9 protein-coding genes and 2 pseudogenes are annotated in these 8,002 nt (G+C 53.8%); 4 read left to right on the top strand and 7 right to left on the bottom strand.

What is annotated here, in order from left to right:
• On the top strand, nt 1-289 hold a 289-nt coding region (locus QU481_RS23275), incomplete at its 5' end, for a transposase (protein WP_289828758.1).
• Nucleotides 290-548: 259 nt separating this feature from the next.
• Here the strand turns inward: QU481_RS23275 and QU481_RS23270 are convergent.
• A complete protein-coding gene (locus QU481_RS23270) occupies nt 549-1,058 on the bottom strand; it encodes a hypothetical protein (RefSeq protein WP_289832343.1) in 510 nt (169 codons plus the stop codon).
• A gap of 1,357 nt (nt 1,059-2,415) precedes the next feature.
• Here QU481_RS23270 and QU481_RS23265 point away from each other — a divergent pair.
• Complete coding sequence (locus tag QU481_RS23265; RefSeq protein ID WP_289832342.1) at nt 2,416-2,730, top strand: H-NS histone family protein; 315 nt, start codon at nt 2,416-2,418, stop codon at nt 2,728-2,730.
• Between the two features lie 578 nt (nt 2,731-3,308).
• Here QU481_RS23265 and QU481_RS23260 read toward each other — a convergent pair.
• The gene (locus tag QU481_RS23260) at nt 3,309-3,938 is read right to left on the bottom strand and encodes a LysE family translocator (protein WP_289832341.1); all 630 of its coding nucleotides are present in this window, start codon (nt 3,936-3,938) and stop codon (nt 3,309-3,311) included.
• Nucleotides 3,939-4,122: 184 nt separating this feature from the next.
• On the opposite strand from QU481_RS23260, the gene QU481_RS23255 reads away from it, so the two are divergent.
• Both QU481_RS23255 and QU481_RS24035 read left to right on the top strand, forming a co-directional pair.
• Nucleotides 4,123-4,587: an Lrp/AsnC family transcriptional regulator gene (locus QU481_RS23255; protein WP_289832340.1), complete on the top strand. Its 465-nt coding sequence runs from the start codon at nt 4,123-4,125 to the stop codon at nt 4,585-4,587.
• A gap of 121 nt (nt 4,588-4,708) precedes the next feature.
• A pseudogene (locus QU481_RS24035) lies at nt 4,709-4,876 on the top strand (IS3 family transposase); the annotation flags it as partial.
• 48 nt (nt 4,877-4,924) lie between these two features.
• On the opposite strand, the gene QU481_RS23245 reads toward QU481_RS24035, so the two are convergent.
• From QU481_RS23245 to QU481_RS23225, 5 genes and pseudogenes are all read right to left on the bottom strand, one after another.
• Nucleotides 4,925-5,194: a hypothetical protein gene (locus tag QU481_RS23245; RefSeq protein ID WP_289832338.1), complete on the bottom strand. Its 270-nt coding sequence runs from the start codon at nt 5,192-5,194 to the stop codon at nt 4,925-4,927.
• Nucleotides 5,195-5,780: 586 nt separating this feature from the next.
• Nucleotides 5,781-6,029: pseudogene (locus QU481_RS23240) on the bottom strand (cupin domain-containing protein); the annotation flags it as partial.
• Nucleotides 6,030-6,047: 18 nt separating this feature from the next.
• Nucleotides 6,048-6,209, bottom strand: coding sequence for a cupin domain-containing protein (locus QU481_RS23235; protein WP_289832337.1), 162 nt, complete (start codon nt 6,207-6,209; stop codon nt 6,048-6,050).
• Between the two features lie 159 nt (nt 6,210-6,368).
• Nucleotides 6,369-7,448: an SDR family oxidoreductase gene (locus QU481_RS23230; RefSeq protein ID WP_289832336.1), complete on the bottom strand. Its 1,080-nt coding sequence runs from the start codon at nt 7,446-7,448 to the stop codon at nt 6,369-6,371.
• Nucleotides 7,449-7,570: 122 nt separating this feature from the next.
• Nucleotides 7,571-8,002: transposase (locus tag QU481_RS23225; protein WP_289832259.1), on the bottom strand; the 432-nt coding region annotated here is incomplete at its 5' end.

Here is an 8,002-nt window from a genome sequence, read left to right as displayed (position 1 = left end):
GTTTGTGATCGTCGATGGCCATCCGATCCACAAGGCGAAGCTGGTCAGGGACTATGTGGAGAGCTTGGAAGGCAAGCTCAACCTGTTCTACTTGCCGCCTTACTCGCCGCAACTGAATCCGGACGAGCAGGTCTGGGCGCACGTGAAGCGCCAGGTATCAAAGCGTCTGGTGCAAAACCATGAGGAAATGAAGCGGCTAGCAATCGGCGCCTTGCGTCGAATCCAAAAGCTACCCGGGCTGGTGAAATCGTTCTTCCGCCAGCCTGAGTGCCAATATGCCTGCCAGTGACAATACTTTTGCAAAGCTTAGTAATGCTTGTCTTCTGGACTTCATGATTTCCATCTGTTTACGCCCCATCTCGTTTCTCATCTGCTTCTCCTTGAGTGATAGTGTCCGGTCACGCCATCCCGCTGGCTCTTCAAGTCAACAGGCAGTATGTCCCTGTTCCTGAGGTCAGGCTCTTTTACCCTGCCCTCCGCTAAAACCCATCCTGCACCCAACACCGACATTCCCAGCCTGACAAAGCAGGCCCTGATGCTTCACGCCATCACAGCGTAAAGCCAAGCAGGCTGGCTTCAAATTTAGCCGCTAGGACAATAGCGCCGTAACTTCGCCACGTCATTTTAACGAGACCATCTTCAACGAGGACATCATCCAACTCGAGATCAAGACCTACCTGGTCAGTGAATAAATCATAAGAAACCTCTTCATTATGAATGAAAGCATGCGCTAAACTGAGCGTCTCCGCGAGCAGAAAAGCCCTCAAGCCAGAACCCACCTGATAGCCCTGCTGGCCAGCAGCTAATTGCAATCCTTTTACCTCGCTTTCAGGCAACAGTCCAACGGCTTCCGGCCCTTCCCCCAGCAACAGATCAGCATCGAATTTGGCGATTAGCATTTTAGCTCCCGTCAATGAATGGGTTAACCGTAAAATAATCGAAATAAAAACACACAACCAACCACGGCGATCTACTGGCGTTGTTTCAAGTCGCCCCCCGCTGCAATGTTGCCGATGGACATAATCTTTCACCGCAAAAACCACCCAAACGATCAGCATAACCAGTAACGTTGAAGAAACTGACTCGAACCCTGTGAAATTAAAAAAATGACTCGCCATCCAGAAGGGCGCACAAAATCCGGCCGAGACCACCAACAGAAAGCCGTGAATGAGCTTAATAATACCCTAGACCACCAAGCTGACCAGAAATCCAAAAGGAACAACAAAGATTAATGCGGAAGGTTTCATTTGTTTCTCCTGTCACATCGACGACTTATTAAATCACCTGAGTCACTTCGGACCAATAGTGAAATGGGACGAACTAGCCGATGTCTAGCAGTAGGCATTTCATCGGTGTCGCAGCAATAAAGGCTTGGGCATCCCTATCATTCACAACGCCCAAAACAGGGGCACTGCTGAATAACGCGTGAGGGACAAACGCCCCCGTTCCCCAGAGGAATGGATGCCACGCGCACCATCTTCGGCGTGCCAAGTGCGATGTATCGGTTCCAGAGGGGCGCACGCACCGACCATCCGGCCATCTGACGATCGAAGTTCTTGTCCCTCGCGCGCTCCCTGAACCGTTTGAAGCACCCCATGTTGGTTTCAATCAAGCGATGCCGGTGCTATCGCGCCAGCACTGCCAGCGGGTCGGCCAAGACGGTGGGGGGGCCCTCAGCATCTCATGGCGGGCCTATGCACCGGATCGGTCCCAAGGCCTTGGAACGGGCCTCGGCGTGAGGGTCGGGCGTAGCTACGGCTCTAGGGGCCGTCCACTGTCCGGTTTGAAGTCGGTCATGCGAATCTCAAGCTCAAACGCGTTGGAGTTCGTCAATCGCTTTTTGCCAACGTCGTACAGCAGGTCATTAGGCGGGAAGGTGACATCTAGCAACGCTAGCGCTACCCGACCCCTTCCTCGGCTCAAAGCACTACGTTTCGGCACCCAGGCTGTCATCGACTGCAACATGGAAAAAACCCGCTGGTTTTTGCTCAACATTATCGATACGTCGTTCATGGTTCACCATCGCAGACGCAGGGTAGTAAGCCGTTGAGGTGCTGCCTGTCGCAAGCGCAGCAACAGATACTAACCTTTCAGGTTGTAGTGTTAATTTGAAATGCTTGCAAAATGAACAAAATCAATGCGTTACAAACACCTAAAGAGCCATTACTAGTGAAATTCTTAGTAAAATAGAAAAAGATAGGGCCAATTTCTTCATGGTATCTCCTGGTTTTTCGTTCCCGCCATTCACCATGCCATAGGGTTAGAATGAAGCGCGCTCGTCACGATGCTCTCCCCGATCACCAATGTGAAATTAATTGGACACTCTTTGCTAATGCCGCTATAAAATCATTCTCGTTGAAAGCAGGCCCCTTCAACGACATCCGTATCTCAGTCCTTCCCAAGGAGAATTTGGACATGAACATTGCTACCCTGTCTTATCCCGAACTGCTCGATCTGAAAAAGCAGGTCGAACAACGGATTCACGAAATTCAGGGTCAGGAAAAATCCAAGGCCATGCAGCAGATCCGCGAACTGGCCAAGACTTACGGCCTGTCGGTGGAAGAAGTCCTCGCCAAGGCCAGCGGCGCTGCCCGCAAACCGGTCGAAGCCAAATACGCCAACCCGGCCAACCCGGAACAAACCTGGTCCGGCCGCGGTCGCAAGCCGGTGTGGGTGCAGGAACACCTGGACAGCGGCAAGACGCTGGAAAGCCTGGAAATCGCCAAGTAATCGCGCCGTGACGCTGACACGCCCCGCCTTGCGGGGCGTTGTTGTTTCAACCGCGGGCGTGGTGTCTGACCTGGCTCCTGCCGCAATGCCCTCCCCTCGGTCGATCTCGCCGACCAATTTCATTCGCCATTCCTTTGTCCGTGATGGATGAAGGTGAACCGGCCGGGGTTTCAGCAAATCAGCCCCATGGCTTCGGGGATGACTGTCTTGTTTCGTCCCGTCACTCGATTGAAGGCGACAAACAGCATACCCAAGTGGCGGTTCTTCGGCGATTCTGTTGAAAAACTCGGACCAAGGCTGCTCGAGACTGAAACCGGCATAAAGCAGGGCCGAATTTGCCTAGAAAACAAGCAAAGCATGCCTATTTTGCTCAGATTTTAAGCAGACCTTGGGTTTGAGGTGCCTCATGCAAGGGTAAGGATGATTTTTTCAACAGAATCGGCCAAAGACATAGGCCGACAAAGCTGTCAGCGTCCGCTTAATGAACCGAAGCGGCCATTCGTCCCCTTCAATGACGAACAGCCGCTTTCACATCGGAAACAGCCACCGAGGCATCTAGCAAACTAGGGGCGATTCACTTAGCTCCGCCGCTCAAGGGCTAGCTTCAGCCCGAGTCCTATCATCACTATGCCACTCGTCCGATACATCCCCGTGAGGAAGCGGGGATTTTGGCGGACCCAGCTCGAAAGCAAACCCGCAAACACCGCCACTGGACCTTTGACAAGGAATGTCAAACACGCAAAAGCGATGCCTAGCATGAAGACGGAAAGCATGGGATGTGTCGCGTTAGTGGAGACGAACTGCGGCAGAAAGGCCAAGTAGAAAAGCACAATCTTTGGATTCGACACATTGGACAGTGCACCCTGTGCGAAGGTACGAAGCCCTGATTCCGATGCACCATGGTTACTCAAGAGCGTCAGATTTCCTGATGAACGAAGCAGCGAGATTCCAAGATACAGAAGGTACAGGGCGCCGATCAGCTTCAGTCCCGTAAACAGCCATTCGGATGCCTGGAGGAGCGCCCCTAGGCCCAGCGTCGCGAGCACCGTGTGCACGATCAGCCCGACGCTGACTCCTGCTGCGGTGATGATACCCGCGCGGGTTCCTCCGGACAGTGTACGGGACATTACGAGGACCATGTCCTGGCCCGGAGTAAGGATGATGAGAAGGGAAGTGGCCATGAATGGCAACCACGAGATGTGCTGCATAGGTCTCTCCTGAAAGGGATGGCCGGATGGGAATCGCGCACTGCGTGTGCAACGACGACGCGTTTCGCCGGCGGCCGGTCGTCAAAGTATGGCCATCCTTCCGTGGAGATTGGATGCGTATTTGGCTACGTCTGATGCTGAAATTGGAGTTATTCTCTAACAACAACAACTATCGTAGTGAAGCATGTCAACCAAACTAGATGCGATCGACAGACGCATTCTGCGTGCACTGCAACGGAGCTCGAACCAGACGAATGTCGAGCTGGCGCAGCAAGTCGGGCTCTCCCCGACTCCTTGCCTGCGCCGTGTTCATCTCCTCGAAGAGCAAGGCATCATCGAGGGGTACATTGCGCTGCTGAATCCTGCCGCTGTCGATCTGAGATTTACGGCCTTTGTGCGCGTTACCTTGGAGCGCCAAGACAAAGCGACGGTAGAACACTTCGCACGGGAAATCGAAAGAGCGCCCGAAGTACTCGAGTGCCATTTGATGGCCGGCAGCTATGACTACCTCCTGCGCGTCATCGCAAGAGATCTCGATGACTATCAGCGCTTTCAGATGGAGGTCCTCACGAAGATAGAAGGGGTACGCAACGTTGAAACCGAGATCCCACTGAAACGAGTCAAGCAGACAACCCATCTCCCGATCTAGGAGCATCGTGCTGTGGAACACGGTACGACCGTGGCAACGGGCTTACCTCCGCTTACGCGGGGGAATACTCTGTAGCTCAGAGGTGGCGCCTCTTGATGACTTCTGCATTCAGGCGCGGCTATCCATGAAAGCGGAGCGGGTTTACCTGACTCGTTACCGGAGCTACGACGAAGCCCGGCGGGATATATTTGACTACATCTGGTTCTACAACCACCAGCGCCGCCATTCAACGCTTGGCTACCTGAGCCCGATAGAATTTGAGCAGCGCTACGCACTGCTCAAAGCTTAACCCACCGTCCACCAAGCTCGGGACAGACCTGTAGACGTGCGTGATCCTTTAGTCCTTGTTAGTGAACCAGATGTCCGGTGCGTCCTGTACCCCGGCCGTCTGCATTACTTCTTTCAGTCTGGGGTTCCCCGCAAATGCCTTTGCGGCCTCCATGCTCGCGAATTCGTGGTAGACCGTCACGTCGTTGGGGTTGCCATCCAGTGTGTATACCCCGTGGCGACTGACCCCCATGCCCCGGCGCTCTGTGTCGAAGTCGTTATAAACCTTGCGCCATTTCGCATAGTCCGCAACGCGGTGCCGTATAAAAAGAGTTGCCATACTTAATTCCTCCTACTTGATGGAGTGGGGTGGGGCTTGCGCGTCTTACTTGTAAGTCACCGAAAATGTGAAACCACCCGTGCAAGCACTTGTTCAAGTTAGTTCTCCATGGTTGTATTGCAAGTGGGGTTGCGAGCTAGCAGGCCGATGATCCTAGATGACCGTATATGGTCTCCTCCCGGTTTGCACACATTTCACAGCTCTGGGGTTCGGATCGACTGCTTACGTATATCCGGCCTCTGAGTTGGGCTTAATCGCCCGGGCCATAATGGGCTATCCGCGCGCCAGATCCCTATTGCTTTGTCGTGCTGTTCGCACTTGGACAGTTCTCGGGTTCTTCCGACGCCGGTTCGACCTGTTGCTTTGGCCGAACTGTAGACGGTCGTGCCGTTCAACCCGAACTTCCGCTCCTGGCCGTCTGCAGACATTGATAGAAGGCCATTTTCGACCAGTTCCTGCAGTTCGCGAGGACAACACGGATGGCTAATTTCCGAGGCCCAACGGCCCTCGCGCCATCACAGAAGGCTCTGTCAGAAGGATAAGTTGGGACACCGAGCCCCTTGGCCGGCTTTTCACAGGCCGGGCCTTAAATCCATTGGTCGTTCACAACAGTTCGTTCGCTTGTTGCGCCATCGCCGGTGTTCACCACACCGCGCGGCTCAATCAGCAGCAGTTTCACTTCGGCGTGCGCGCAGGGCTTGTGTTCGACGCCTTTCGGCACGACGGCCATCTGACCAGCGCGCAGTACTACTATCGAACTGTCACCTGATGGCCCGCCTCGAAAATTGATACGTAATTCGCCGTCCAGCACAATAAAGGTTTCGTCAGTATCACAGTGATTATGCCAAACGAATTAACCTTCGAGCTTGACGACTTTGAATTGGTAATCGTTCATTTCCGCGACCACGCGCGGCTGCCAGTAACCGTCGATCAGCGCGATCTTACCCGCCAGGTCAATAGCCTCGCATTGGCCGCGTGCGGCGGGCGCAGTGTGGAAATCTGTTGATGTGGACATTGTTTTCTCCGTTCGGGTGTGGATGCGCTGAGAATACTCAGTCGCCGGAACACCGTTTTGAATGATGGAATCCGCTCTCTAAAACAGAACGGACTTTCATATCGTTGCTGTCACGGTCTGTATTGGGTCGAAAGCGGGCGTCTATCCCATCTGACATTATCAACTGCTCCCATTTGCTAACCGGATGTTCTTTTTGCTAGGCTTGTGCGTATCCTCTCGCATAGTTCGCTGTTGGGTCCACATAACTTCGTCCGCCAACGTTTCTTCCATGGGTCTGAAGCCTAGGCCGAACCTCCTCCTAATTTTTTCTGCCGAGAACTTTCTTCCGTAGTCGTTTGTCATGTTGCTAACCGTGGCCAAGCTGAGTAATACCGGTCTACCAGTCAGCCGAGCATAAACCTCCTGCAAAAAAGCGATGGCATACAACATTGTGCGCGGCAGTTTACGGCGCGGGGCTGGTACGCCGCTGACAGACTCCATCGCCTGCAAAAGACTGGCCATGCTGACTGGGTGGCCGGCGACCAAATAGCGCTCGCCCCGTTCCCCCGTTTTACTGGATGCCAAAGCGACTTGCGCCACATCTCGGGCATCCACCACAGAGAAAGCCGCATCGACCACTCCCGGAATTTTTTGTTGCAGGTAATCCTCTACGAACTGCCCAGCCGAAGTGGGGCCAAGATCGCCCGGTCCATGCATCCAGCCAGGCAAGACAAGGGAAATGTGCATATCAGGGTGACTGTCGAGAAAAGTGAATATCACCTCGTCGGTTTCAATCTTGCTACGGTAATAGTCATCCGGTGCCTCCTCTATTGCCAGCACCATGCTCTCGTCGGTCAATCCAGAGTCATTGCGGCCCAATACTGCGATGGAGCTAATATGGACCATGCGTCGAATTCCAGCTGCGTATGCCCCGTTAAGCAGGTTTTGCGTGCCCTCGACGTTGGTCTTGTGTAGGGCGGCCAGATGGCGGCCACCTTTGTAGCTTTCACGGAAGTAAGCCGCGGTATGAAACATAACATCGCAGCCCTGCAATGCTGGTACAAACCCCTCGACACGCGTGAGATCGCCCAGTACCACTTCTAAGCGGTTGCCTATTAGCTCCCCGAACTGCTCCTTGGCTTTCTGTTCGGACCTAGCTAAAGCCTTAACCCGATAACCTTCCGCTAGCAGCAAACGAACAAGATTGTTACCCAGCAATCCCGTAGCACCGGTGACAAATGCGATTTTCTTTTGCGTCATGTTTTTTCCTGATCGTCAGCCCATAAGGGGTGCTGCGGAAGTCAGCCAAGGCTGTTGGAAAGAACACTGTAAACATTGGTGTATAGTCCAAGGTCAAGACTAAGAAGCTGTCTGGTTAATGCCTACCGCAGTTTGGCAAGCGTTATTTTTAGCATGGCGACGCGCACGAAATTTTCGGCCGTCGCCGTCAGAACCTCGACATCTTTTGCCAGCCGGCGAAAGTGGCCCAACCAGGCAAAGGTTCGTTCCACAACCCACCGCTTCGGCAGCACGACGAAGCCATCCTTGATCTTGGTCGAGATGTGGCACTGGCGTTGCAAGACCTTTTGCACGAATTGCACCGTCGTGCCGCGATAGCCTGCATCGGCAGAAAAGGCTCGCAACGTTGGCCACTTCTCCACCGCGCGAGCCAAGAGTGACGGGGCGGCCTTGGTATCATGCTCGTTGGCGGCATGAACCTGAACGTGGAGCAGATTTCCCAGGATATCTACGACGATATGGCGCTTGCGCCCCTTGGTTTTCTTGCCACCGTCGATGCCTATCCTTTCGCTGGC

Source organism: Crenobacter oryzisoli, from assembly GCF_030385785.1.
Lineage (GTDB): Bacteria > Pseudomonadota > Gammaproteobacteria > Burkholderiales > Chromobacteriaceae > Crenobacter_A > Crenobacter_A oryzisoli.
The sequence above is the reverse complement of the archived record's forward strand: the minus strand, read 5'-3'. Positions and strand labels throughout refer to the sequence as shown.